Annotated in this window: 22 protein-coding genes and 1 pseudogene; 11 read left to right on the top strand and 12 right to left on the bottom strand. The window is 56.6% G+C overall.

Annotated features, from left to right (window positions below; translation table 11 throughout):
* Positions 1–7: 7 nt before the first annotated feature.
* A complete protein-coding gene (locus tag H3L92_RS10345; RefSeq protein WP_085366721.1) occupies positions 8–550 on the bottom strand; it encodes an isochorismatase family protein in 543 nt (180 codons plus the stop codon).
* A 374-nt stretch (positions 551–924) separates the two neighbouring features.
* Here H3L92_RS10345 and pgaA point away from each other — a divergent pair, with 374 nt between their 5' ends.
* The 5 genes from pgaA to acnB all read left to right on the top strand — a co-directional run bounded on the left by pgaA (position 925) and on the right by acnB (position 9,798).
* Positions 925–3,330 carry a poly-beta-1,6 N-acetyl-D-glucosamine export porin PgaA gene (pgaA, locus tag H3L92_RS10340; protein ID WP_085366722.1) on the top strand — a complete coding sequence of 802 codons (2,406 nt, stop codon included), beginning with the start codon at positions 925–927 and terminating at the stop codon, positions 3,328–3,330.
* 103 nt (positions 3,331–3,433) lie between these two features.
* On the top strand, positions 3,434–5,362 hold the full coding sequence (gene pgaB / locus H3L92_RS10335; protein WP_085366723.1) for a poly-beta-1,6-N-acetyl-D-glucosamine N-deacetylase PgaB: 1,929 nt from the start codon (positions 3,434–3,436) through the stop codon (positions 5,360–5,362).
* A gap of 97 nt (positions 5,363–5,459) precedes the next feature.
* Complete coding sequence (gene pgaC, locus H3L92_RS10330; protein ID WP_085366724.1) at positions 5,460–6,686, top strand: poly-beta-1,6-N-acetyl-D-glucosamine synthase; 1,227 nt, start codon at positions 5,460–5,462, stop codon at positions 6,684–6,686.
* A 55-nt stretch (positions 6,687–6,741) separates the two neighbouring features.
* On the top strand, positions 6,742–7,029 hold the full coding sequence (locus H3L92_RS10325) for a hypothetical protein (protein ID WP_085366725.1): 288 nt from the start codon (positions 6,742–6,744) through the stop codon (positions 7,027–7,029).
* Positions 7,030–7,212: 183 nt separating this feature from the next.
* Complete coding sequence (gene acnB / locus H3L92_RS10320) at positions 7,213–9,798, top strand: bifunctional aconitate hydratase 2/2-methylisocitrate dehydratase (protein ID WP_085366726.1); 2,586 nt, start codon at positions 7,213–7,215, stop codon at positions 9,796–9,798.
* A gap of 118 nt (positions 9,799–9,916) precedes the next feature.
* Here the strand turns inward: acnB and mtgA are convergent, their stop codons facing one another.
* Both mtgA and aroE read right to left on the bottom strand, forming a co-directional pair.
* Entirely contained in the window at positions 9,917–10,603 is a 687-nt protein-coding gene (mtgA, locus tag H3L92_RS10315) for a monofunctional biosynthetic peptidoglycan transglycosylase (RefSeq protein WP_085366727.1), read from the bottom strand.
* 1 nt (position 10,604) lies between these two features.
* Positions 10,605–11,423: a shikimate dehydrogenase gene (gene aroE / locus H3L92_RS10310; RefSeq protein ID WP_085366728.1), complete on the bottom strand. Its 819-nt coding sequence runs from the start codon at positions 11,421–11,423 to the stop codon at positions 10,605–10,607.
* A gap of 325 nt (positions 11,424–11,748) precedes the next feature.
* Here aroE and glnA point away from each other — a divergent pair, with 325 nt between their 5' ends.
* From glnA to ykgO, 4 genes are all read left to right on the top strand, one after another.
* Entirely contained in the window at positions 11,749–13,167 is a 1,419-nt protein-coding gene (gene glnA, locus H3L92_RS10305) for a type I glutamate--ammonia ligase (protein WP_085366729.1), read from the top strand.
* Positions 13,168–13,567: 400 nt separating this feature from the next.
* Positions 13,568–15,106 carry an ABC transporter permease gene (locus H3L92_RS10300; RefSeq protein ID WP_115336226.1) on the top strand — a complete coding sequence of 513 codons (1,539 nt, stop codon included), beginning with the start codon at positions 13,568–13,570 and terminating at the stop codon, positions 15,104–15,106.
* A gap of 94 nt (positions 15,107–15,200) precedes the next feature.
* Positions 15,201–15,476, top strand: a complete 276-nt coding sequence (locus H3L92_RS10295; RefSeq protein WP_085366731.1) for a type B 50S ribosomal protein L31 — start codon at positions 15,201–15,203, stop codon at positions 15,474–15,476.
* Positions 15,476–15,601 (top strand): type B 50S ribosomal protein L36, encoded by a 126-nt coding sequence (gene ykgO, locus H3L92_RS10290; protein ID WP_004283474.1) that lies wholly within the window; start codon positions 15,476–15,478, stop codon positions 15,599–15,601. Before H3L92_RS10295 ends, ykgO begins: the two co-directional genes overlap by 1 nt.
* A gap of 153 nt (positions 15,602–15,754) precedes the next feature.
* On the opposite strand, the gene hslO is transcribed toward ykgO, so the two are convergent.
* Positions 15,755–16,672, bottom strand: a complete 918-nt coding sequence (gene hslO, locus H3L92_RS10285) for an Hsp33 family molecular chaperone HslO (protein WP_085366732.1) — start codon at positions 16,670–16,672, stop codon at positions 15,755–15,757.
* A gap of 160 nt (positions 16,673–16,832) precedes the next feature.
* On the opposite strand from hslO, the gene H3L92_RS10280 reads away from it, so the two are divergent.
* A complete protein-coding gene (locus H3L92_RS10280) occupies positions 16,833–17,561 on the top strand; it encodes a YebC/PmpR family DNA-binding transcriptional regulator (RefSeq protein WP_085366733.1) in 729 nt (242 codons plus the stop codon).
* 77 nt (positions 17,562–17,638) lie between these two features.
* Here H3L92_RS10280 and H3L92_RS10275 read toward each other — a convergent pair whose 3' ends face one another.
* On the bottom strand, positions 17,639–18,409 hold the full coding sequence (locus tag H3L92_RS10275; protein WP_245945482.1) for an IS3 family transposase: 771 nt from the start codon (positions 18,407–18,409) through the stop codon (positions 17,639–17,641).
* A gap of 26 nt (positions 18,410–18,435) precedes the next feature.
* Positions 18,436–18,789 (bottom strand): helix-turn-helix domain-containing protein, encoded by a 354-nt coding sequence (locus tag H3L92_RS10270; protein WP_115336199.1) that lies wholly within the window; start codon positions 18,787–18,789, stop codon positions 18,436–18,438.
* A gap of 168 nt (positions 18,790–18,957) precedes the next feature.
* Between H3L92_RS10270 and H3L92_RS10265 the strand changes: the two are divergent.
* Positions 18,958–19,594: pseudogene (locus tag H3L92_RS10265) on the top strand (IS1595 family transposase).
* Between the two features lie 17 nt (positions 19,595–19,611).
* On the opposite strand, the gene H3L92_RS10260 reads toward H3L92_RS10265, so the two are convergent.
* The 6 genes from H3L92_RS10260 to H3L92_RS10235 all read right to left on the bottom strand — a co-directional run bounded on the left by H3L92_RS10260 (position 19,612) and on the right by H3L92_RS10235 (position 22,848).
* A complete protein-coding gene (locus H3L92_RS10260) occupies positions 19,612–20,262 on the bottom strand; it encodes a site-2 protease family protein (protein ID WP_085367138.1) in 651 nt (216 codons plus the stop codon).
* A gap of 80 nt (positions 20,263–20,342) precedes the next feature.
* The gene (locus H3L92_RS10255; protein ID WP_085367137.1) at positions 20,343–20,963 is read right to left on the bottom strand and encodes an L-threonylcarbamoyladenylate synthase; all 621 of its coding nucleotides are present in this window, start codon (positions 20,961–20,963) and stop codon (positions 20,343–20,345) included.
* 155 nt (positions 20,964–21,118) lie between these two features.
* On the bottom strand, positions 21,119–21,499 hold the full coding sequence (locus H3L92_RS10250) for a type II toxin-antitoxin system PemK/MazF family toxin (protein ID WP_085367136.1): 381 nt from the start codon (positions 21,497–21,499) through the stop codon (positions 21,119–21,121).
* Positions 21,500–21,572: 73 nt separating this feature from the next.
* Complete coding sequence (locus tag H3L92_RS10245) at positions 21,573–22,409, bottom strand: PHP domain-containing protein (RefSeq protein ID WP_085367139.1); 837 nt, start codon at positions 22,407–22,409, stop codon at positions 21,573–21,575.
* Between the two features lie 9 nt (positions 22,410–22,418).
* Positions 22,419–22,631, bottom strand: a complete 213-nt coding sequence (locus H3L92_RS10240) for a hypothetical protein (RefSeq protein ID WP_085367135.1) — start codon at positions 22,629–22,631, stop codon at positions 22,419–22,421.
* Entirely contained in the window at positions 22,612–22,848 is a 237-nt protein-coding gene (locus H3L92_RS10235; RefSeq protein WP_085367134.1) for an RNA-binding S4 domain-containing protein, read from the bottom strand. The genes H3L92_RS10240 and H3L92_RS10235 overlap by 20 nt, the downstream gene beginning before the upstream one ends.
* Positions 22,849–22,862: the final 14 nt, after the last annotated feature.

Raw genomic sequence — 22,862 nt, 5'->3', positions numbered from 1 at the left:
TGTAAATTTATTGAATCAGTTTGGACACGGTTTTAAACGCCGGATGTTTGGCGTCGCCCAACAATTGGAACAGCACGCTTTCCACGTTCGACACCACCGCACCGGCCGCGCGCATCTGCTCCAGCGCATTGGCCTTATTGGCAGGCGCGCGCGAAGCGGTACACTCGAACGGCACATACACGCCCAAGCCCGCCGCGCGCAAATCAAGCACGGTTTGCAGCATGCACACATGCGCTTCGGCGCCGACCAGAACCACGTTTTCGATATTGCGGCTCTGCAAAAACTGCTGCACTTCGGGTATCAGCGCGGAAAAACGCGTTTTTTCAAACACAGGCGCGCCGCCCAGCAGGCTGCCGACATCGGCAACCGTGTGTCCCAAGCCTTTCGGATACTGCTCGGTGGCCGCAACCGGCACATCTAAAGCCTGCAAGCCTTGCAGCAGCGTGCGGCTGTTTTCCACCATCTCTTCGGCCTGATGGAGAGCGGGGTTGAGGCGTTCCTGAATATCAACCACGATGCAGGCGGTGTTGTCGGGGCGGGGGGAAGTCATCGTATTCTCCTGTTCTTTAAAATTATCGGGTTTTCAGACGGCCTATTATTTACCCGAACGGCGGCAGGGGCAAGGGCGAAGATGATTTAATAAAACGGGATAATTCTTCTTTCATTCATATTAAATAGAGTTATTGCCCGAAACGTAACAGTTTTATAGGTTTAGATAAGGCCGCCCATAGCCTGATTTGACCGCTGGGGCAGCTCTTAAGCCATCTTTACAGAAGTTGATATAAGCTGCATCAAAATTTTAAATTGGGTTGATTGTTACGCCCAAATAAATTCTCTTGCATTACTAAAACGCTCTGTTGCTTCTCATCTAAATAAACAACTGCATCATGCTTCCGGTGCAGAAAACCCCGGAATTTCCGAATCATGAGCCGAATTCACAAACTTTCCGTATGCACGGCTGCCGTTTTTGCGTCCGTGCCGTTTGCCGCCGCCCAAGACATACAGGCCGAACGCGAGCGCTGGGCGCTTCATGCGCGCGGCGGCGAGACGCAGCTTGCCGAATCGGTGGCGCAGCTGGGCAATCTGTATGCGCAAAGCGGCGATGCCAAAGTGCGCGCCGATTTGATTGCGCTGCTGATGCGTCAGGGCAAACCGGAAGAAGCATTGGCCGTGTGCGCCGGCTGCGCGCCTGAAACCTATTCCGCCGACGAATTGGAAAACCTCGCCAAAGCCGCGCGCGATACCAAACAATATCCCCAAGCCGCCGCGCTCTACCGCCAATTGCAGCTTGCCGCACCGCAGCACCAAACCGGTTATCTGGGCAGCGCGCTGGTGGCGGTGGACAGCGAAGACTACGCCGCCGCGCAGCAGCAGATCGAAGCCTACCGCAAGCGTTTCGGCGAAGATAAAGGCATCCGCGAAGCCGAAGCCTATCTGAAACAGCGCACGCAGTCGCTCACCGGCCGGCTGGCCGAGCAGCAGCGCCTGCATGAAGCCGACCCCGCTAACCGCGACCATGTTTTGCAGCTTTACCGCACCGCCGCCCAATTGCAGCTTTTTCCGCAGCAGGAGCGGCTGATGGCGCAATATCCCGACCAATTCAACGGGCAAGACCGTTTGTGGCTGCAAGCCGCCAAATCCGCCGCGTTGCTGCGCGGCGCACGCCAAACTGCCAATCCGGCGCAAATCCGCGCGGCTTATGCCGGTTTGAGCGAAGTGGTGGATAAAACGGAAGCGGGCAGCCCGCTGCACACGCAGGCGCTGCGCGACCGCTTGGCCGCCGCCGTGGCTGCGGGCAACGAAAAACAGGCGCTGCGCGACTACCGCGTGCTGGCCGCACAGGGCGAACAGCCCGATTACGTGCAGGACGAATACGCCAAAGCCCTGCTGATGGCCGGCAGCCCGCACCGGGCGCGCAAAGTGCTGCACGGGCGCATGAACCGCCAGATGGCGGCGCAGGGCAAGCTCGATCCGGAGCTGGTGGAACTGTTGGTTGAAAGCGATACCGACCTGATGGAGTTCACACAAACTCAGGAGAAAATGAAGCATTGGAATCCGAAAAAATACACGCCCGATTTCACCCACACCGTTGAAGTGGAAAACCCGTATTACGACACCCAATATTTCTGGAACGCCCGCATCGAAGCCTGGAACGGCAATGTGAAAGGCGCGCACAAGCTGATGAAAAACTGGCTCGACGAACACCCCGCCGACCCGTGGGCGATGATTCTGGCGGGCGAGCTGTCGCAGATGGACGGCCATGAAGACCGCGCCTTAGCCAGATTCGACGGTGCGCGCGAATATTTGGGCGAACCTAACCAGAAATGGGTGGACGGCAAAGCCGCCGCCGCCCATTTGGCGGCAGGCAACTGGCGGGCGGTAGATGATTTATCCAAAGGTTTGAGCCGCGACGATATCAGCCACAGGGGATTCTGGCAGCTTTACGACGAAGAACGCGCCGCGCGCTTGGAAATCGGTGGCACGGTGATGAAAGCCACATCGCCCGAAGACGGCAGCGAATGGGCGCAAACCGCGAAACTCTACAGCCCGCGCAGCAGCAGCGGCCACCGCGCCTATATTGTGCAGCAGCACAATTATGTGCCCAACCACGGCGAGCCGCTGCGCGCCGGCCGCGTGGGGGCGGGCGCCGAAATCAACCTTTATCCGGTGGTGGTGAATGCCGAAGCGGGGCACGGCACGCAGCTGAACGATAAAGCCTACGGCACGCTGGGCGCCGACTGGCGCGTGAACGACTTCGTGGGCTTTACCGCCCGCGCGGCTTTCAACAGCGCCAACACGCCCGTGAAAGCCCTGTGGCAGGAAGTGTATGCCGACGAATACACCTTGGGCGCGGAATACACCCACTCGGCCGCCACCCGTGCGGGCATAGGCGCGGGCGTGATGAAGTTTGACGACGGCAACACCCGCCAAACCGCCAACGCCTGGCTTTCGCACGATATTTTCCAACACAACCGCTGGAAGCTGGGCGGTTCGCTGTGGGCGGATTACAGCCGCAACAAAGATATCCCGTCTGCCTTCTACTACAACCCCGAAAACAGCAAAACCGTGAGCGGCGAGCTGGCGTTTTCCTACACCCTGCCGTTGGACAATAACGTGAAGCTCGTTCAAACCGCCGGCGGCAGCGTAGGGCGCTACTGGCAGGCCGGCCACCAAGCCGAAAACACTTGGCAGATTAAATACAGGCACGACTGGAGCTTCGGCCGCCGCGCCACGCTGGGCTACGAGTTCGGCCGCCGCCAAGCCATGTATGACGGCGACCTCGAATATCAAAACTTCGGCGCAGCCAATTTGAGCGTGAAGTTTTACTGATTGACAGAATGGTTTTCAGACGGCCTCACGCTGCGGCGGAGAGGCCGTCTGAAAACAGCAGACACTTTAAAAAAATACAAGAATGAATGATAGGCAGAAAAACATGAACTGCAAACGCCTGCTCGCCGGCCTCTTCGCCGGCCTCATGCTGCAAAGCGCTTATGCCGCCGACGTGCGCTACGGCGTGATGTGTTACCACAACGTGATCGACGAAACCGCACCCGTTGTCAAAACCAAAGAAGAACAGGAAATGGCGGGCGCAATCCAGCGCCGTTATTTTCCGCAAACCATCACCGTGCAGCGGCTGGCCGCACATTTCAACTGGCTGCGCGACAACGGCTACACCCCCGTGAGTTTCAAGCAGATTCAAGACGCGCGCACCGGCCGCGCCAAGCTGCCGCCCAAGCCCGTATTGCTCACGTTTGACGACGGCTACATGAGCTTCTACACCAAAATCTACCCGCTGTTGAAAGCCTTCAACTATCCGGCGGTGTACGCATTGGTTACCGGCTGGATGGAAACGCCGCAGGGCGGCCGGATCGCCTACGGCAAACAAATGCTGCCGCGTTCGGCCTTCATTACTTGGGAACAGGTGCGCGAAATGCAGAAAAGCGGCTTGGTGGAAATCGCCTCGCACACCCACGACCTGCACCGCAGCATCACGGGCAACCCCACCGGCTCGCAGTTTGCCGCCGTGTTTCCCGAATATAAAAACGGCCGCTACGAAACCCATGCTGCCTACAAACAGCGCGTACACAACGATTTGAAACGCTCGGTGGACATCATCACCGCGCGCACCGGCGTGCGCCCCAACGTGATTGTGTGGCCTTACGGGCAGTTTAACGAAACCGCCCGCGAAATCGCCGCCGGCGTGGGGCTGGACAACGATTTCACCCTGTTCGACGAAACCCTGAACACCACGGAGCAGCGCAGCGTGGGCCGTGCGCTCATCGATAACGAAACCGGCTACCCGCTGATGAAAGCCTACCTCGACGGGCAGATGTTCACCCCGCCGCACCAACGCGCCGTGCACATCGACTTGGACTACCTGCACGACCCCGACCCCGCGCAGGTGGAGCGCAATTTCGACAAACTCATCGAGCGCATCTACAAAATGGGCATCACCACCGTGTATCTGCAAGCCTTTGCCGACGACGACGGCAACGGCGTGGCGGAGGCCGTGTATTTCCCCAACCGCCATCTGAAAGTGAAGGCCGACCTGTTCAGCCGCGTGGCCTGGCAGCTGATTACGCGTTCCAACGTAAAAGTGTATGCGTGGATGCCGATGATGGCTTTCGATTTGGGCAGCGGTTACGACTACGTTACCGACAGCCGCACCGGCAAACCCAGCGCCAACCACTATCTGCGCCTCTCGCCGTATAGCGCCAAGAGCCGCCGCGCCGTGGCCGAAATTTATGAAGACCTCGCCTTCAACAGCCGCTTCAACGGCCTGATTTTCCACGACGACGGCTTCTTAACCGACTACGAAGGCAACACCGCCGCCGGCGCGCGTAGTGCAGAGCAATACCGCAGCGAAGCCGGGCAGAAGGGCGACGATTTAATCGGCTATTCCGATATGCTGAAACAAGCCTCGTTGAAATACAGCTTCAACGGCAAAAACGAAATGAAAACCGCCCGCAACCTTTATGCCGGCGTGATTACCCGCCCCGAATCGCAGCAGTGGTTCGCCCAAAGCCTGCCCAAGTTTGCCGCCGCCTACGACTACACCGCCATCATGGCCATGCCCTATATGGAAAACGAGCAGCCGTTAAGCCGCAAAGAAGCCGCGCGCTGGATGGGCAAACTGGTGGCCGAAGTCAAGCGCAGCAACGTGCCGCTCGATAAAACCGTGTTCGAGCTGCAAGCGGTGAACTGGCGCACCAAACAGCCGGTGCCCGCCGAAGAAATGACGGACTGGATGACTTTGCTGAAAAAAGAGGGCGTGAAAAACCTGGCCTACTACCCCGATAACTTCCTGCAAGACCAGCCGCCGCTGAAAACCATCAAACCGGCATTTTCGGTGCAGCGCTAACCCCGTTTTCAGACGGCCTCTCCGGAGCAGGCCGTCTGAACAACACCAACCACCAAAACAAACGCTTCAAACACAAACAGCAAGGGCAGCAACCCCAATGGACTGGTATGAATATTTAGCCGTATTCGTGATGCTCTATCCGGGCATCATGGCCGTTTATTGGACGGTTTCGGGCATTTTTTATTTTCTGTTTCTCGAGCGGCGGGCGGGCGAACCCGAGTTTATGTATCAGGGCTACGCACCGATGGTGAGCGTGCTGATTCCCTGCTACAACGAAGCAGACAACCTCGACACATCGATACCGCACCTGCTCAATTTAACCTACCCCAACTACGAGCTGATCTTCATCAACGACGGCAGCACCGACAACACGCTCGAAATCATCGAACGCTGGGCGGAAAAAGCCGAAAAAATCGTGGTGGTCGACCAACCCAACGGCGGCAAAGCCTCCGCCATGAACAACGGCGCCCGCCATGCACTGGGCAAATACATCGTCGGCATCGACGGCGACGCCATCCTCGATTACAGCGCCATCGAATACATGATTCAGAATATGGAAAACAACCCCGATTTGGGCGCCGTAACCGGCAACCCGCGCGTGCGCAACCGCAGCACCGTGTTGGGCAAGCTGCAAGTGGCCGAATTCAGCTCGATTATCGGCCTGATCAAACGCTCGCAAAGCGTGGTGGGCACATTGTTTACCGTGTCCGGCGTGATTATGTGCATACGTAAAGACGTGCTGCTGAAAATCGGCGGCTGGAGCGACAACATGATCACCGACGACATCGACGTGAGCTGGAAAACCCAAATCGCCGGTTACAACATCGCCTACGAACCGCGTGCATTGTGTTGGGTATTGATGCCCGAAACCATACGCGGACTCTACCGCCAGCGGCTGCGCTGGGCACAGGGCGGGGCGGAAGTGATTTTGAAATATTTCAAAGACATCTGGCGGCTGCACCATATCCGCCTGTGGCCGCTTTATGCCGAATATTTCATCACCCTGATTTGGGCGTATTCGCTTTTGGGCGTAACCATTGCAGGTCTGGCGGAGCTGGCGCTCGGCCACCCGCATGATTTCACGCTGTTCAAAGTGGCCAGCCTGATTACCTTCATGATGTTTATTTTGCAGTTTTCCGTGAGCATGTTTATCGACAGCCGCTACGAAAGCAACTTATTCCGGTATTTCATCAGCTGCATCTGGTATCCCTATGCCTTCTGGCTGCTCAACAGCATCACACTGATCCACGGTTTCCCCAAGGCGCTTTTGCGCGACAAACGGCGCAAGGCCACCTGGGTCAGCCCCGACAGGGGCGTGCAGTAGCACAGGGCTGCCGCCGACACGGCGTTTTTTATCACCGCAACGAAAGGAGAGGCTTATGTCTGAACAAGTGCAAGACTTGCGCGAACTGATGGTTATCCATAAAGCGCGGAAACCCAATCCGGTTATCAGCACCAAAAGCATATTGATTTTTGCAGTAACCTGGTCGCTGTGGCTGTTAACGGTTTACCTGATTGTCAACGACCACCGCAACCTTTTCTACAACCCCATCGTCGGCACCTGGACGCTGGCCGATCTGGCCAAAGCCGCCGCCGCCGTCGTGCTGGCGCAGCTGAACCTGCTGCTGGTGTGGTCGATATGTATTTCACGCAAACGCAAACACTAACGCCGGCATTATCAAACAGGCCGTCTGAAACCCTTTCAGACGGCCTTTAAACCAACCGCAATCCTGCCCGAGAACTGCAAAAGAAAGTTCCTATTTACACAAATTTGGTTTATGATTTAAAAACTACGCAGCACTACAATGTGCGGTAAACCCAGAAGAAAAACCACTAAAAGGAACAACGAGATGTTAGAAGCCTATCGCAAAGCCGCCGCAGAGCGCGAAGCTCTGGGCATTCCCGCCCTCCCGCTCACCGCCCAGCAAACCGCCGATCTGGTGGAACTGCTGAAAAACCCGCCCGCAGGCGAAGACGGATTCTTGGTAGATTTGCTCGCCAACCGCGTGCCGCCCGGCGTGGACGACGCATCCAAAGTAAAAGCCTCGTTCTTGGCCGCCGTTGCCGAAGGCAGCGTACAAAGCCCGCTGGTATCGCCCGAATACGCCACCGAACTTCTGGGCACCATGCTCGGCGGTTACAACATCCACCCGCTGATTGAGCTTCTCGACAACGACAAACTGGCGCCGATTGCCGCCGAAGGGTTGAAACACACCCTCTTGATGTTCGACTCTTTCCACGACGTGAAAGAAAAAGCCGACAAAGGCAACCCGCACGCCAAAGCCGTGCTCGAATCGTGGGCCAACGCCGAATGGTTTACCTCGCGCGAAAAAGTGCCCGAAAAAATCACCGTTACCGTATTCAAAGTCGACGGCGAAACCAACACCGACGACCTCTCACCCGCGCCCGACGCCTGGAGCCGCCCCGACATCCCGCTGCATGCGCTGGCCATGCTGAAAAACCCGCGCGACGGCATCAACCCCGACAAACCCGGCGAAGTCGGCCCCATCAAACTGTTGGAAGAATTGAAAGCCAAAGGCCACCCCGTTGCCTATGTGGGCGACGTAGTCGGCACCGGCTCTTCGCGCAAATCCGCCACCAACTCGGTAATCTGGCACACCGGCCTGGATATTCCCTTCGTGCCGAACAAACGCTACGGCGGCGTGTGCCTGGGCGGCAAAATCGCCCCGATTTTCTTCAACACCCAAGAAGATTCTGGTGCCCTGCCGATCGAAGTGGACGTTTCCGCGCTGAAAATGGGCGACGTGGTCGATATTCTGCCGTATGAAGGCAAAATCGTGAAAAACGGCGAAACCGTTGCCGAATTCCAACTGAAATCGCAAGTGTTGCTCGACGAAGTGCAGGCCGGCGGCCGCATCAATCTGATTATCGGCCGCGGCTTAACCGCCAAAGCCCGCGAAGCGCTGGGCTTGCCCGCCTCCACCGAATTCCGCCTGCCGCAGGCGCCTGCCGAAAGCAAAGCAGGCTTCTCGCTGGCGCAGAAAATGGTTGGCCGTGCCTGCGGCTTGCCCGAAGGGCAGGGCGTGCGCCCCGGCACTTACTGCGAACCGCGCATGACCACCGTCGGCTCGCAAGACACCACCGGCCCGATGACCCGCGACGAGCTGAAAGACCTCGCCTGCCTGGGCTTCTCTGCCGACTTGGTGATGCAGTCGTTCTGCCACACCGCCGCCTATCCGAAACCGGTGGACGTGAAAACCCACAAAGAGCTGCCTGAGTTTATCTCCACCCGCGGCGGCGTTTCCCTGCGCCCGGGCGACGGCGTGATCCACTCATGGCTGAACCGCCTGCTGCTGCCCGACACCGTCGGCACCGGCGGCGACTCGCACACCCGTTTCCCGCTGGGCATTTCCTTCCCCGCAGGTTCCGGCTTGGTGGCCTTTGCCGCCGCCACCGGCGTGATGCCGCTCGATATGCCCGAATCCGTGCTGGTGCGCTTCAGCGGCAAACTGCAACCGGGCGTAACCCTGCGCGATCTGGTAAACGCCATTCCGCTGTATGCCATCAAGCAAGGCCTGCTCACCGTGGCCAAAGCCGGCAAGAAAAACATTTTCTCGGGCCGTATTCTGGAAATCGAAGGCCTGCCCGACCTGAAAGTGGAACAGGCGTTCGAATTGAGCGACGCTTCCGCCGAGCGTTCCGCCGCCGGCTGTACCGTGAAGCTCAACAAAGAGCCGATTATCGAATACATGAAGTCCAACATCGTGTTGATGAAAAACATGATTGCCGACGGCTATAAAGACCCGCGCACGCTGGAGCGCCGCATCAAAGCGATGGAAGCCTGGCTGGCCGATCCGCAGCTTTTGGAAGCCGATAAAGATGCCGAATACGCCGCCGTTATCGAAATCAACATGGACGACATCAAAGAGCCGATCGTGGCCTGCCCGAACGACCCCGACGATGTGAAATTCATGTCCGAAGTGTCCGGCACGCCGATCGACGAAGTGTTCATCGGTTCGTGCATGACCAACATCGGCCACTTCCGCGCCGCTTCCAAACTGCTGGAAGGCAAGAGCGACATCCCCGTGCGCCTGTGGATGGCGCCGCCCACCAAAATGGACGCGCAAGAGCTGACCAACGAAGGCCACTACGGCGTGCTCGGCCGTGCCGGCGCGCGCATGGAAATGCCCGGCTGCTCGCTGTGTATGGGCAACCAGGCACAAGTGCGCGAAGGGGCAACCGTGATGTCCACTTCCACCCGCAACTTCCCCAACCGTTTGGGCAAAAACACCAATGTGTTCTTGGGTTCTGCGGAACTGGCGGCCATCTGCTCCAAACTGGGCAAAATCCCCACCGTTGAAGAATACCAAGCCAATATCGGCATCATCAACGAGCAGGGCGATCAGATCTACCGCTACATGAACTTCAACGAAATCGACAGCTACAACGAAGTGGCCGAAAAAGTGAACGTGTAATGGTATAAAACTTTTCAGACGGCCTGAGACCTTTTAAGGCCGTCTGAAAAAATAAAAACGGAACAGTTAATGCTGTTCCGTTTTTTGTTTTTTGTTGGAGGCGGCGTTTGCAAAGCTCTCATTCCGTATCCGGCAATGCGGCCGAACCCATGCGGCGCAGGATGATGTTGGTTTTGTTGCGCAGGCTGCGGTCGCGCGGGTTTTCGGCGTAATACAGCGGCCGCGGCACGCGGGCGGCGAGTTTGGCCGCCTGCTGTTTGGTGAGGTTGGCGGCCGGTTTTTTATAGAAGTGCTGCGAGGCCGCTTCGGCGCCGTAAATGCCGTAGCCCCATTCGATTACGTTGAGATAAAGCTCGAAAATGCGGTCTTTATCGGTGGTGGCTTCCATCATGGCGGTGATGGCGGCTTCTTCGGCCTTGCGCCAATAGCTGCGGCTTTCGTTTAAAAACAGGTTTTTCGCCAGCTGCTGGCTGATGGTGGAGCCGCCGCCGCGGATTTTGCCGCTGCGCTCGTTGCGCTTCATGGCGTTGCGGATGCCGCCCCAGTCGAAACCGCCGTGTGCGGCGAAGTTGGCGTCTTCCGAAGCAATCAGGGCTTTTTTGAGGTTGGTGGAGATGCGATCATAGGGCACCCAGCGGTAATCCAGTTCGACTTCTTTGCCTTTGGCACTAAAATCGCTCATGCGCATACTCATAAACGCGGTTTTGTGCGGCGCCACGGCGCGATAGGTGATGATGTTGCCGTACACGTAGGCATTAAACAGGATAAACGCCGCAAAAGGCAGCGCAAGCAGCCATTTAATCATTTCAGACGGCCTCTTTCATATAACGGATAACGGGTTTGATATCGGGCGAAAAACCGCGCCAAAGCCGGTAGGAAAACGCGGCCTGCCCCACCAGCATACCCAAGCCGTCGGCAGTTTTTTTGGCGCCGCTGCGGCGGGCATAATCCAAAAACGCCTGTGCCGCCGCGCCGTACACCATATCGTAGGCCAGCTCACAGATGCCGAACACTTCGGGTGCAACGGCCGGTATTTCGCCGCCCAAACCGCCCGAGGTGCCGTTGATAATAATATCGAAACGGCCGGCGGGCAGGCCGTTTAGCGGTGCCGACCGAACGCCGAAACGCTCCGCCAGCTCCCGCGCTTTGGTTTCGGTGCGGTTGGCGATGGTGATGTCGGCAGGCTGTTGTTGCAGCAGCACGGGCACCACGCCGCGCACTGCGCCGCCCGCACCCAAAATCAGAATGCGTCGGTTTTTCAGGGCGGTTTCCTGCGCTTCGGTGATGTCGCTCACCAGCCCCACGCCGTCGGTGTTGTCGCCGCGGAAGCGGCCGCCGCCCAGCGGGATAATGGTGTTGACTGCGCCGGCGGCTTCGGCCCGCTCGGAATGCTCGCTCACCCAATCATAGGCATCGGTTTTAAACGGCACGGTAACGTTTGCGCCCAACCCGCCTTCGGCAAAAAAACGTTCGGCGGCTTCGGCAAACGCTCCCGGCTCGGCCAAGATGCGTTCGTATTCGATCCGCACCTTTTCCTGCAAGGCGAATTGCCGGTGGATTTGCGGCGATTTGCTGTGGGCAATCGGGTTGCCGAAAACGGCATAACGGGGAAGTGTGGCGGCCATGCGGCAGGCTCCGTAGCAATGCGGTCGGATTAAGGGGCGCGCAAAGGCACCCGCTTGGGTAACAGCGCATTATATATATCTGCTTAAAAATAAAACAATAGGGCAGGCCGTCTGAAAAATTTCAGACGGCCGCTATTCTTTACACATCGGATTGTTGACAATTTTACAAACAAAAACTATATTGGCTTCCATCACGGCGCGGTTTTTATTTGCGCCCCGCCCCCTTTTTCCGACGGTTGTGGCACAATGTTCCGCTGCCGCCTGCGGTGCAGATTTGGTTGTTTTGAAATCGCTTTCCCCTTCACTATCCTCTCAGGAGCAGATTATGTCAGTAAAAGAAGTAGTCAAACTTATCGAAGAAAACGAAGTGCGCTTCGTTGACCTGCGCTTCACCGATACCAAAGGCAAACAGCAGCACGTTACCGTGCCCACCCATGTGGTGCTGGACGACCCGGAAGAGTGGTTTGAAAACGGCCAGGCGTTCGACGGCTCGTCTATCGGCGGCTGGAAAGGCATTCAGGCTTCCGATATGCAGCTGCGCCCCGATTCAAGCTCCGCCTATATCGACCCGTTTTACGACGACGCCACCGTTGTGATTACCTGCGACGTTATCGACCCCGCCAACGGCCAGGGCTACGACCGCGACCCGCGCTCCATCGCCAAACGCGCCGAAGCCTACCTGAAATCTTCAGGCATCGGCGACACCGCCTATTTCGGCCCCGAACCTGAGTTTTTCGTGTTCGACGGCGTAGAATTCGAAACCAGCATGAGCGGCACCCGCTACAAAATCCACAGCGAAGAAGCCGCGTGGAGCAGCGGCAAATCATACGACGGCCAAAACACCGGCCACCGCCCCTTCGTGAAAGGCGGCTATTTCCCCGTTGCCCCCGTTGATTCCGGCCAAGACCTGCGCTCGGCCATGGTAAACCTGCTCGAAGAAATCGGCATTCCCGTCGAAGTGCACCACCACGAGGTGGCCACCGCCGGCCAAATGGAAATCGGCACCAAATTCAGCACCTTGGTGCGCCGCGCCGACTGGACGCAGGATATGAAATACATCATCCACAACGTTGCCCACAACTTCGGCAAAACCGCCACCTTCATGCCCAAGCCGATTATGGGCGACAACGGCAGCGGCATGCACGTTCACCAATCCATCTGGAAAGACGGCCAAAACCTGTTTGCAGGCGACGGCTACGCCGGCCTCTCCGACACCGCCCTTTACTACATCGGCGGTATCATCAAACACGCCAAAGCCCTGAACGCCATCACCAACCCCTCCACCAATTCCTACAAACGTTTGGTGCCGCACTTCGAAGCGCCGACCAAGCTGGCTTATTCGGCCAAAAACCGTTCGGCTTCCATCCGCATTCCTGCGGTGAACAGCGCCAAAGCCCGCCGCATCGAAGCGCGTTTCCCCGATCCGATGGCCAACCCCTATCTGGCTTTCTCCGCCCTGCTGATGGCCGGTTTGGACGGTATCCAAAACAAAATCCATCCGGGCGACCCCGCCGATAAAAATCTTTACGACCTGCCGCCTGAAGAAGACGCATTGGTGCCCACAGTTTGCGTCTCTTTGGAAGAAGCGCTGGAAGCACTGAAAGCCGACCACGAGTTCTTAACCCGCGGCGGTGTGTTCAGCAAAGATTGGATCGAGAGCTACATCGCCTTCAAAGAAGAAGACGTGAAACGCATCCGCATGGCGCCGCACCCGTTGGAATTCGAAATGTATTATTCGCTGTAACCACGGCAACGGCAAAACACCCCGCACAGCAAAATGCGGGGTGTTTTTTATGCCGGCGCCGCTGTTTGCGCCAATCAACCTGAGAAAAAGCACACTCGTCATATTCCGGCTTGCAAAGCTGATGACGATAATCGGATGTTTCAGACGGCGTGAGACCTTTGCAAAATTCTTTTCGATACCTTAAAACACTTGCGTCATGCTCGGGCTTGGTCCGGGCATCTGTTTGTTTTAGAAGAAAAAGAGATACCCGGGGCAAGCCCGAGCATGACGAAATACAAATAAATTCAGGATTAAAACGGCTTTTTGCAAAGGTTTCGGCCTTAAGGTGTTTTTGCAAAAGCCCCGATCTGCTGTTTTCCTTTACAATGCCGTAACTTCCCGCACAAACCGGTTGATTGCCATGCCCCTGCCCAAACCCGCCGCCACCCTGCTGCTTGCGCTGCTGCCGCTCGGCTTTCTTGCCGTGATGGTGGCCGCCCCCCTGTTTGCGCTGGTGCTTTATGAAAACGGGGGAATGGTTTGGCAGATGCTGCAAGACGAATATATCCGGTGGCGCATCGGCTGGACCACGCTTCAGGCGGCGGTTACCTGCGTGTTGGCGCTGCTGGCGGGCGTGCCGGCGGCTTGGGTGTTGGCGCGGCTGGCGTTTCCCGGGCGGCGTTGGATTCTGCGCCTGTTGATGCTGCCGTTTGTGATGCCCACGCTGGTGGCCGGTATGGGCGTGCTGGCGCTGTTCGGCCCGCACGGTCTGTTGTGGGCGGGTTGGGAAGACACGCCCTATCTGCTGCTTTACGGCAATGTGTTTTTCAACCTGCCCGTGCTGGTGCGCGCGGCGTATCAGGGGTTTCTGCAAGTGCCTGCGGCGCGGCTGCATACGGCGCAGACTTTGGGCGCAAACGCGTGGCAGCGCTTTTGGCACGTCGAACGCCCCGTGTTGCAGCCTTGGCTGGCGGGCGGCGTGTGTTTGGTGTTTTTATATTGTTTTTCGGGTTTCGGGTTGGCGCTGCTGCTCGGCGGCAGCCGTTATGCCACGGTGGAAGTGGAAATCTACCAACTGATTGCGTATGAACTCGATATGGCGCAGGCTTCGGTGCTGGTGTGGCTGGTGCTGGCGATTACCGCGCTGGCGGGCGTGCTGTATGCGCATTGGAGCCGCCGCGCCGCTTCGGGCCGCACCATCCGCCCGCTGCCGCCCGAGCCGCCGCGCACATTTGCCGCCAAAGCACTGTTGGCGGGTTCGCTGCTGCTTTTGGCCGCCTGCTGCGCCCTGCCGCTGCTGGCCGTGTTATGGCAGGCGGCGCAGGCAGGGGATTCTTGGGCGGTGTGGCGGGAAGCCGAAACTTTACACGCCGTTTGGAACACCTTGCGTTTCACTTTTTGGGCGATGCTGCTGGCGTTGCTGCTGGGGGTTTTGCACGCCGCTTTGGCCCGCCGTGCCGCATGGGTGCGCGCGCTGACGTTTCTGCCGTTTATGGTGTCGCCCGTGTGCGTGGCGTTCGGCCTGCTGCTGCTTTACCCCGAATGGACGGCATCACTGCCGCTTTTGGTGTCCACTTACGCGCTGTTGGCCTATCCTTTCATCGCCAAAGACCTGCTCGCCGCCTGGGATGCGCTGCCCGCCAATTATGCCGCCGCCGCCCGCAGTTTGGGCGCCACGCCGTTTCAGACGGCCTTAACCGTTACCGTTCCGCTGCTGCTGCCTGCGTTGAGGCGCGGGCTGACTTTGGCCGCCGCTACCTGCGTGGGCGAATTTGCCGCCACCCTGTTTTTGTCGCGCCCCGAATGGCAAACGCTCACCACCCTGATTTACCGCTATCTCGGCACCGCAGGCGCAGAAAACCACGACAGCGCGATGGTGCTCACTGCGGTGCTGATGCTGCTGGCTTTGCTGGTGTTTTTATTGCTGGATGCCGCCGAGAAGCAGGAAAAGGCCGCCTGAAAACCGCGCGGGTAATTAACTTGGCTTGGTTTGTTGATAATCATTCTTATATCGGCTATAATGTTATATTATAACATTCAAGGAAGGATTGGATATGAAACCGAATCTGCACCCCGAAAATTACCGCACCGTTTTGTTTTTCGACAGCGGCGCCAATGAAGGCTGGCTGATACGCTCTTGTGCCGACACACACGGTAAAACCATGGTTTGGCACGACGGCGTTGAATATCCGGTGTTGATGCTCGACACCTCTTCCGCATCACATCCCGTTTATACCGGCAAACAGCGCGAATACCACAACGAAGGCCGCGCCAGCAAGTTCAACCAGCGCTATCAAGCCATGATGAATACTTTTAGAAAGGATAAATAATGCAGGTATTGTCGTCTTTGAAGTCTGCCAAAAAACGCCACCGCGATTGCCAAATTGTGCGCCGCAAAGGCAAAGTTTATGTGATTTGCAAAAGCAATCCTCGTTTTAAAGCGCGGCAGCGCTGATTTTCCCTCGGCAAAACTCCGGCAAACACTTGGGCCGCCTGCTTGGCGGCTCTTTTTTCGTTTGAAAATACGGCAAAAGCCCGAGGCCGTCTGAAAACTTTTTCAGACGGCCTCGGTGTATTTCAAATGTTGTCTCACGCTGCCCCAAGGGCATTATTGAATCCGCGCCCTTTCGCCGCGCACGGCGGCGGCAACGTCCATGCCGAAGAGGGCGTTGATGTCGGTTTCGTCGAACACATATTCGGCGTTGCAGAAATCGCAGTCGATTTTCACGCTGCCTTGTTCTTCCAACACCGAGCCGACTTCTTCTCCGCCCAGCATCAGCAGCATATCGCTAACCTTGCCGCGCGAGCAGGTGCAGGCAAATTCGATGGGTTCGGCATCAAACACGCGCGGCGGGGTTTCGTGGAACAGCCGGTAGAGCAGGTGGTGCGCGTCGAGCTGCACCAGCTCTTCCGCGCCCACGGTTTGCGCGAGCGTGGCAACGTGTTCCCACGCCTCGGGGGCGGGAGCCGATTCGGGCAGACGCTGTACCAGCAGGCCGCCGCACGCTTCGTCGGAAGCGGCCAGCGTGATGTGGGTGTCGAGCTGCTCCGAGCGTTTCATATAGTTCATCAGCATTTGCGCGATGCTTTCGCCCTCGAGCGGCACCACACCCTGCCACGGTTCGCCGTCTTGCGGTTGCAGGGTAATCGCAAAAATACCGTTGTCGCCCAGCAGGCTGCGCAGGTTTTCATCGTCGCCCACGGCCGCCTGCGTGTCCCAGCGGGCGGTGGCGCGGCAGGTGCCGGCGGAAGTGGCTTCCACCACCAGCATTTTCAAACGGCCTTGCCCCTGCACCTGCACAATCAGCGTGCCTTCGGTTTTCAGGTTGCTCGAAAGCAGCGCACCGGCGGCGAGCAGTTCGCCCAATGCACGGCGGATGGCGGCGGGATACTGTTTCTGGCCGGCGATGTGGCGCCACACTTCTTCCAAGCGCACATGCTGGCCGCGCACGGGCATATCGTCGAAAATAAAACGGGTGCGGCAATCGGCGCTGCGGGCGGTTGCGGCGGGTGTTCGGGTTGTCATTTAAGCGTTTCCTGCTCGGTTTTTCAGATGGCCTCAATATGGTTACAGACCGTCTGAAATCAAGAGCGGCGTTTTAAAATGCTTTTTCACTATGTTAAAATAGCGGCCTTTAAAAATAACCGGCCGCAATCAAACGGTTGCGGAAATTGAAAGGAAAATTATGGCCGGCCACAGCAAATGGGCGAATATCCAACACCGTAAAAGCCGTCAGGACGCCAAACGCGGCAAAATCTTCACACGCTTAATCAAAGAAATCACCGTTGCCGCCAGAATGGGCGGCGGCGATCCCGCATCCAACCCGCGCCTGCGCCTGGCGATGGACAAAGCCACCAGCAACAATATGCCCAAAGACAACATCCAGCGCGCCATCGACAAAGGCACCGGCAATCTGGAAGGCGTGGAATACGTAGAACTGCGCTACGAAGGCTACGGCATCGGCGGCGCCGCGCTGATGGTGGACTGCCTCACCGACAACAAAACCCGCACTGTGGCCGATGTGCGCCACGCCTTCAACAAAAACGGCGGCAACCTCGGCACCGACGGCTGCGTGGCGTTTAACTTCGTGCATCAGGGCTACCTGCTGTTTGCGCCGGGCGTGAGCGAAGACGCGCTGATGGAAGCCGCGCTCGAAGCGGGTGCGGAAGACGTGGTTACCAACGACGACGGCTCCATCGAAGTGATTACCGCCCCCAACGACTGGGCGGGCGTGAAAGCCGCACTCGAAGCCGCAGGCTTTCAGTCGGAAGACGGCGACGTAACCATGCGCGCACAAAACGAAACCGAACTGAGCGGCGAAGACGCCGAAAAAATGCAGAAACTCATCGACGCGCTCGAAGATTTGGACGACGTGCAAGACGTTTACACATCGGCCGTGCTGAATTTCGAATAAGCAGGTTAACGGTAAAACAGTTCAGGCCGTCTGAACCTGAACTGTCCCCCAATACTTGGACAAGTTAAGAATCTTTATCAAACAGCCTTTTCAAGCTGGGTTCTGTAGCCGACAGGACTCAGCTTTTTCAAGTTTAAACTAATCCGTTCATGATTGTAGTAATGTATGTAATCATCTATTACCTCTGTCAACTCCGCCACCGACAGCGCACCTTCCTGATAGAAACTCTCCGTTTTCAGTATACCGAAGAAACTCTCCATCGGCGCATTGTCCCAACAATTGCCTTTGCGCGACATACTTTGCACAATCCCTTTCTCAGCCAATTTCGTTCGATAAGCCTCGGTGCGGTAAAGCACACCTTGGTCGGAATGCAGCAGCGGCGTTTGGCCTTTCAGACGGCCGAATGCTTGGTCCAACATTTGCGCCACCATTTTACTGTTTGCTCTGCGGCCTAAAGAATAGGCCACAATCTCCCGATTAAACACATCCAATATCGGCGATAAGTACAGCTTCCCGTCTGTGCATTTGAACTCCGTCACATCGGTCAGCCATTTGTCTGCCGGTTTGCCGGCGGTAAACTCTCGATTGAGAATATTGTCCGAAGCCTCTCCCACTGTTTGCGGACGGTAGGTTTTTTTACTGCGGACTTTGGCTTTCAGTCCCAACAAACCCATAATGCGCTGTACTTTCTTTTTGTTCCACGACAATACGGCGGCAATCCGCCGGTGGCCGTAACGGCCTTTGTGTCGGCGGTAGACTTCGCTCACTGCGGTTTTGGCCGCCGTATCGGGATCGGTTTTGCCGGTGTGGTAGTAGAAACTGCTTTTGGGAATGCCGGCACTGTGCAGCAGGTATTTCAGCGGGTGCTTTGCCCTCAGCGTTTGGACGGTTTCGCAGCTTTGGCGGCGGCCGCTTCCTTTTCGTTGAGGGTTTTCATGTGCTTTAGGTAGTCGTTCTCCGCCCTCATGTATCGCAATTCTTCAATCAGTTCGGCCTGTGTTTTTTCGTGGTCGGGTTTGTCGGCGGTAAACGGGTTTTTGCGTTTGGTCTTCATGGGGTTAGCCTGCGGGTGCCGGAGTGCGGCGATGCCGCCTTGCCGGTAGGCGGCAATCCAACGGCGCAGGTGGGTGCGTGAGACGTTGAAGTGCTCTGCGGTGCGCTGTTGGCTGTGCACTTGGTGGTAATGGAGTACGGCTCGGTATTTGAAGTGTAGGTTATATTTGGACATAAGAAAACTGCACCTTTTAAAGTTGAAGGGGGTGTCCAACTTTTGGGGTGCAGTTCAATCTTTTTCAGACGGCCTGAGATGTAGGAAATGGTCGGGTTGTTTACACAACAGGTTGAGAAAAGGGGTTTTAGGAAGCAAAATCAGCAAAAATGATGGTAAGCTTCTGATATGCCTATTAAAAACAAGTACCAAAAGTTCAGTAAAATTACCGAATCAAAATTCCGTCAAATCCTGCGCTTTTCGCACTTGATTTGACCGCTTCCGATACCGCCAGACTCACCGGCATCAGTACCCGAAGTGTCAATAATCTGTTTCTCAAACTGCGTTGCCGTATGGCCGCTGAATGTGAACGGCAAACTCCCTTTGCCGGTGTGGTCGAACTGGACGAATCCTACTTTGGTGCCAAACGCATCCGAGGTAAACGCGGGCGGGGAGAGGGAGGCAAAACCATTGTTTTCGGCATCTTAAAACGGGACGACAAAGTCTATACCGAAATCGTGCCGGATACCTCGAAAGTATCATCAATACCGACGGCTGGCGCGGCTATCATGGCTTGGTTGATATGGGCTATGAAAAGCACCTCAGGGTACATCATGGTGCAGACGAGTTCGCCCGGGGTGCGCAACACATTAACGGCATCGAATCGTTTTGGGGTTATGCCAAAAACCGCTTGGTTAAATTTAACGGTGTACCGAAAAAGACTTTTTATTTACACTTAAAGGGAACCGAATTTCGCTTCAATCACAGGCATGATGATCTGTATAAAGTCTTGCTTAAAATACTGCGAAATCGACCCTTGGGCTAATTTTGCTTCCTAAGCCCCTATATAAAAATCCCCGTAACCGAACTCACCAGCGTGATAATGCCCGCCACAAACGGCATCATGATTTTGCCCAACAGCCCCGTTACCAGCAGAATCAGGATAATCCAAGTGCCGTAAGGCTCGATTTTCTGAAACTGCATCGACGCACGGGCGGGCAGAAAACTGTCGACGAAGCGGCCGCCGTCGAGCGGCAAAACCGGCAGCATATTGAGCACGAACAGCACGGCGTTAATCAGCACGCCGTATTTGGCCATTTCGCCCAGCGGGTATTGGAACGACTCGGGCACATGGGGCGCCAGCGCAAACACCAAGCCCCAGCCGAACGCCATCACCAGGTTGGACAGCGGCCCGGCCACCGCCACCATGCGCAGCCCCAGGCGCATATTGCGGAAATTGCGCGGCACGATGGGCACAGGCTTGGCCCAGCCGAATAAAAACGGCGTAAGCAAAAACGTTATTATCGGCACCAAAATCGTGCCGATGGGGTCGATATGCGCCAGCGGGTTGAGCGTGAGCCTGCCGAGCTGCTCGGCGGTGCGGTCGCCCCAATAACGCGCGGCGTAACCGTGGGCGGCTTCATGCACGGTTATCGCCAGCAACACCGGCACCAATGCGAGTAAGAAAATGCCTAAATCGAAGTTTTGAAACATGGTTTTCCTTTTGAATTAAATTAATCCCGGCCGTCTGAAACCGGCCGAGCCGTAAAACCGTTGCAGGTTTTCAGACGGCCTTACAACCCGAACAGGCTTTTATCGCCCCTGCCTTCGCGCACAAGTTCCACGCCGTCGGTCATATCAATAACGGTGGTCGGCTCGGTGCCGCACCAGCCGCCGTCAATCACCAAATCGACGCTGTGCTCCAAGCGGTCGCGGATTTCGTAGGGGTCGGTTAAGGGTTCGCTGTCTTCGGGCAGCATCAGGGTGCAGCTCAACAGCGGCTCGCCCAGTTCCGCCAACAGGGCGAGTGCGATTTTGTTGTCGGGCACGCGCAGGCCGATGGTTTTGCGTTTGGGGTGCAGGGTGCGGTTGGGCACTTCTTTGGTGGCCTGCAAAATAAAGGTGTAGCTGCCCGGGGTGGCGGCCTTGAGCTGGCGGAACTGGCTGTTGTCGACTTTGGCGTAAGTGCCAAGCTCGCTCAAATCGGCGCACATCAGCGTGAGGTGGTGTTTCTGGTCGATTTGGCGGATGCGTAAAATGCGCTCCATCGCTTCTTTGTCGCCCAAGTGGCAGCCGAGCGCGTAGCAGGAATCGGTGGGGTAAACCACGATGCCGCCTTGTTTGATGATTTCCGCCGCCTGTTTGATCAGGCGTTCTTGCGGGTTGTCGGGGTGGATGGCGAAAAATTGTGCCATGCTGTGTTCCTTCGTATTTCATGAAAACAAAGGGCATCGGTTTTACCCGATGCCCCAATCACGCAGGTAGGCAGCTTGTCATCGCTTGATGCCTACCTACGGCTGTTCGTTTTTCAGAACAGTCTCACAAGCCCCTTAAAGGGAACACTTGAAGTTTAGTATAGCTTGAGTGCATTGGCAACCGCTGATTTAATCGCCTGAAAATCCTCATAGCTTATTTGTGGCACGCAACGCTGACCGTTGGCGGGTTTATAGCGATCCAATCTGTTTAAACTAACCGTTGCCACCATGTCACATTTTGCCCAGCACTCAATATGTTGCTTATCAGGCAGCGGATTATTACTCATTTTGTGATGGTAATTATCATATATAGACGGTTCTGTGGAACTCAAGGGCACAATACTAACCAATTGACTGTTATGTTTATGTTTTGCAATAACGACTACCGGTCGTTTTTTAATCATTTCAGGTACTTCATAACCCCGAAAGTCGCATATAACCACGCAACGTTCTTGCGGCTGAAATTTTAAGGCCATTCTTTAAAATATATTGGAATAACGATATCGTTATAATAACTCAAGATATATTTATAAATCAATCAGATAATAATCAGGCCGTCTGAAAAAAATCCCACACGGGTTTGCAGTTGCCGGGCAGTTCGGGGCAGGCGCCCAAAATGCCGCCGCTGTAATCGCCCTGCCGGTGGAAATCGCTGCCGGCGCTGGCCAGAAGGCCGTAGCGTTCGGCCAACAGGGCATAGTTTAAGCGGTCGTTTTTATCGCTGTTGCCGCTGTGCACTTCGATGGCCGCGCCGCCCGCCGCTTTGAATTCTTCAAACAGGTTGCGCTTGGCGGTGGCGGAAAAGCCGTAACGCATGGGGTGGGCGATAACGGCCAAACCGCCCGCGCCGTTGACGGCGGCCACGGCTTCGGCCAAGCCCGCCCATTCGTGCGGCACGGAAGCCGGTTTGCCGTCGCCCAGATATTTGGTGAACGCCTGTTGTTTGTTGCGCACATGGCCTGCGTTAATCAGAAACTCGGCCACATGGGTGCGCGACACCATTTCGGGGTTGGCGGCCAGGGCGAGCGCGCCTTCGTATGCGCCTGAAATACCCCTCTTTTCGAGCTTGGCGGCAATCGCTTCCAGCCGTTTCAGACGGCCTTTGCGCACACCGGCCAGCAGCTTTTGCAAATCTTCGTTGCCGTCGTCGAAATCCAGCCCGACGATATGCACGGTGCGCTTGCGCCAGGTAACGGAAATTTCCACGCCGTTAATCAGGCGGATGCCGCATTTTTGCGCTTCGGCGCGTGCTTCGGCCAGCCCGCCGGTATGGTCGTGGTCGGTGAGCGCGATCAGGGTGCAGCCGTTGGCGTGCGCCAGCCGCACCACTTCGGCGGGGCTTAACAAGCCGTCTGAAATATTGGAATGGCAGTGCAGGTCTATCATCATCGCCTTTCAGACGGCCTTATCCGTGCCGCCCGTTTGTGCGGCGGCTTCTTCGGCAAGCTGCGCCTGCCACTGTTTCTGCTGCGCATCGTAGGCGGCTTTTTCGTTCCAATAAATCGTTTGGATACACGCATCTCCGCAATCGCTGCCGCAGCATTCCCACGCTTCGGGGCGCACGGGTTCGGGGAGCAGATCTTCGGATTTAAGTTTCTTCGGGGTCATAACCGTTTTCGATTTCCAGCACCGCGCCGTTAAACTCAATTATTTCGCCGCCGCGTATTTTGGCGGTTTTGCGGGTTTCGGTTTCGCCGTTACGCAACACCAGCCCGCCGGCAATCGCCGCTTTGGCCTGGCCGCCGCTGCCGGTTAAGCCGGCCAGTTTGAGCAGGTCGCATAAGGCGATGTATTCTTTATCTTCCAAATATACGGTTGCGTGCATGATATTTCTGTTTC

Source organism: Neisseria dentiae (genome assembly GCF_014055005.1).
GTDB classification, from domain to species: domain Bacteria; phylum Pseudomonadota; class Gammaproteobacteria; order Burkholderiales; family Neisseriaceae; genus Neisseria; species Neisseria dentiae.
This window is presented reverse-complemented; position numbering and strand designations above follow the sequence as displayed.

Coding starts and splice junctions, on each gene's coding strand:
- pgaA (WP_085366722.1), top strand. CDS start 925: ATGAGCCGAATTCACAAACTTTCCGTATGCACGGCTGCCGTTTTTGCG.
- H3L92_RS10345 (WP_085366721.1), bottom strand. CDS start 550: ATGACTTCCCCCCGCCCCGACAACACCGCCTGCATCGTGGTTGATATT.
- H3L92_RS10245 (WP_085367139.1), bottom strand. CDS start 22,409: ATGATAGACCTGCACTGCCATTCCAATATTTCAGACGGCTTGTTAAGC.
- H3L92_RS10255 (WP_085367137.1), bottom strand. CDS start 20,963: ATGGCACAATTTTTCGCCATCCACCCCGACAACCCGCAAGAACGCCTG.
- glnA (WP_085366729.1), top strand. CDS start 11,749: ATGTCAGTAAAAGAAGTAGTCAAACTTATCGAAGAAAACGAAGTGCGC.
- H3L92_RS10235 (WP_085367134.1), bottom strand. CDS start 22,848: ATGCACGCAACCGTATATTTGGAAGATAAAGAATACATCGCCTTATGC.
- mtgA (WP_085366727.1), bottom strand. CDS start 10,603: ATGATTAAATGGCTGCTTGCGCTGCCTTTTGCGGCGTTTATCCTGTTT.
- acnB (WP_085366726.1), top strand. CDS start 7,213: ATGTTAGAAGCCTATCGCAAAGCCGCCGCAGAGCGCGAAGCTCTGGGC.
- pgaC (WP_085366724.1), top strand. CDS start 5,460: ATGGACTGGTATGAATATTTAGCCGTATTCGTGATGCTCTATCCGGGC.
- hslO (WP_085366732.1), bottom strand. CDS start 16,672: ATGACAACCCGAACACCCGCCGCAACCGCCCGCAGCGCCGATTGCCGC.
- ykgO (WP_004283474.1), top strand. CDS start 15,476: ATGCAGGTATTGTCGTCTTTGAAGTCTGCCAAAAAACGCCACCGCGAT.
- H3L92_RS10240 (WP_085367135.1), bottom strand. CDS start 22,631: ATGACCCCGAAGAAACTTAAATCCGAAGATCTGCTCCCCGAACCCGTG.
- pgaB (WP_085366723.1), top strand. CDS start 3,434: ATGAACTGCAAACGCCTGCTCGCCGGCCTCTTCGCCGGCCTCATGCTG.
- H3L92_RS10260 (WP_085367138.1), bottom strand. CDS start 20,262: ATGTTTCAAAACTTCGATTTAGGCATTTTCTTACTCGCATTGGTGCCG.
- H3L92_RS10325 (WP_085366725.1), top strand. CDS start 6,742: ATGTCTGAACAAGTGCAAGACTTGCGCGAACTGATGGTTATCCATAAA.
- aroE (WP_085366728.1), bottom strand. CDS start 11,423: ATGGCCGCCACACTTCCCCGTTATGCCGTTTTCGGCAACCCGATTGCC.
- H3L92_RS10250 (WP_085367136.1), bottom strand. CDS start 21,499: ATGGCCTTAAAATTTCAGCCGCAAGAACGTTGCGTGGTTATATGCGAC.
- H3L92_RS10295 (WP_085366731.1), top strand. CDS start 15,201: ATGAAACCGAATCTGCACCCCGAAAATTACCGCACCGTTTTGTTTTTC.
- H3L92_RS10270 (WP_115336199.1), bottom strand. CDS start 18,789: ATGTCCAAATATAACCTACACTTCAAATACCGAGCCGTACTCCATTAC.
- H3L92_RS10280 (WP_085366733.1), top strand. CDS start 16,833: ATGGCCGGCCACAGCAAATGGGCGAATATCCAACACCGTAAAAGCCGT.
- H3L92_RS10300 (WP_115336226.1), top strand. CDS start 13,568: ATGCCCCTGCCCAAACCCGCCGCCACCCTGCTGCTTGCGCTGCTGCCG.